At 36.4% G+C, this 1,765-nt stretch carries 2 protein-coding genes; one reads left to right on the plus strand and one right to left on the minus strand.

Annotated features, from left to right (window positions below; all coding sequences use genetic code 11):
* Window positions 1–201: 201 nt before the first annotated feature.
* The gene (locus tag E1171_RS01845; protein WP_155203506.1) at window positions 202–852 is read left to right on the plus strand and encodes an alpha/beta hydrolase; all 651 of its coding nucleotides are present in this window, start codon (window positions 202–204) and stop codon (window positions 850–852) included.
* A gap of 177 nt (window positions 853–1,029) precedes the next feature.
* On the opposite strand, the gene E1171_RS01850 is transcribed toward E1171_RS01845, so the two are convergent.
* Window positions 1,030–1,765 (minus strand): SDR family NAD(P)-dependent oxidoreductase (locus tag E1171_RS01850; protein ID WP_155203508.1); only part of this gene is annotated, 736 nt, incomplete at its 5' end.

Raw genomic sequence — 1,765 nt, forward strand, 5'->3', positions numbered from 1 at the left:
TGATGAAACTGGAATTTACTATATCAGTTTGACACGTCCCGTTCAAAATTATTCCTGTGGAGTGGTTTTGCTTAGTTTTAAACGTTGACAGAACTCTTAATAGATTGGTACTATACTATATAAAAGAAAGTCTCCTATACCTCACCTCTCAATTGTTTTTTATAAAAGCCAGACTTTTACCTTGATTGGAAACCATTTTTTATGAGCAATACAAAAAAACAAACCGTATCCTTTAACTATGAAGCCCATTATCATACGATGGGAGAATTAAACCAAAATACTCGTCAAATCTGGTTTCTTTGTCATGGTTATGGGCAACTTTCCAAGTATTTCATCCAAAAGTTTAAGGTGCTTAATAATGGACACAACTATTTGATTGCTCCTGGAGGCTTAAATAACTTTTATAAAGAAGGGTTTTCTGGGAGAGTTGTGGCCACTTGGATGACAAAAGAAGAAAGAGAGACTGATATAAAAAATTATATCAAATACTTAAATTCAGTTTATTTAAAAGAGCTTCAAGGATTACCGTTGAAAAATGTAAAAATCAACATCCTTGGCTTTTCTCAGGGCGTGGCAACCGTAAGTAGATGGGTTACCCAGGGAGATTTCCATTTTGACCAATTATTACTTTGGGCCTGGGTCTTACCTCCGGATTTGGATTTAGTATTGAGTAAAAATAGGTTAATGGGCAAAAATACTTACTTAATCTATGGAAAAAATGACCCTTTGATCAAAGAGGAAGATCTAATTACCCAAAATCAATTAATTGAAAAACTAGGAATAAAAAGCCAAAGCATCACTTTCGAAGGTGGACATGATATTAACAGGGAAGTTCTTAAAGGATTTCTTTAAAAAATAATTGAATTAATAGGCCAAAAGAATTTCTGTAATCCTTTTTTCATTCATTTTGGTGAAGCCTGGTACTTAATGGGATTTCTTCAAATTATATAAAAGTGAAATGGAAAGTGTGAGAAGTAGATTGTAAATACAAACACTTCACTTCTCACGCTTAACACTTCACTAGATTAATTATTTTTTACGATTGACAAGGGTTGAGCTTGCTTGTGCAGTGGGAAAGGTAATCATATCACTTATATTAACATGGGTCGGCCTGCTAAGAATAAACTCTATCATTTCGGCAATATCTTGGGGTTTAAGCGGCTCTAAATCTACATAAACTTTCTTGGCCATTTCTTCATCCCCTTTGAATCGAACCAAAGAAAACTCCGTTTCCACCATTCCTGGGCAAATCTGAGAAACTTTTATCCCATATGGATTCAAGTCCATCCGCAAACCGTTGTTGATGGCATTCACTGCATGTTTAGATCCACAATAAACATTCCCATTAGGATAGGCTTCCTTTCCAGCAATAGAACCAATGTTAATAATATGTCCCGATTTACGTTCCACCATTTTTGGAACTATTGCCTTGGTAACATAAAGTAAGCCTTTAACGTTAATGTCGATCATAGCATCCCAGTCATCCAAATTACCTTCATGGAAAGGAGCCAGACCGTGCGCATTTCCTGCATTATTAATAAGCACGTCTACAGTTTCCCAAGCCTTAGGCAGGCTTGCTATAGCTTTTTCAACAGCATCTCTATCACTTACATCAAAACTTAAGGTTAGCACCTCGGTTTTAGTAGAAAGTTCCGTTTTTAACGCCTCAAGACGATCTTCCCGACGGCCACACAAAATCAATTTATAAGAGCCATGAGCCAATAGTTCAGCAGTGGACTTCCCAATACCAGAGGTTGCCCCTGTA

The organism is Xanthovirga aplysinae, from assembly GCF_009711365.1.
Classification (GTDB): Bacteria; Bacteroidota; Bacteroidia; order Cytophagales; family Cyclobacteriaceae; genus Xanthovirga; species Xanthovirga aplysinae.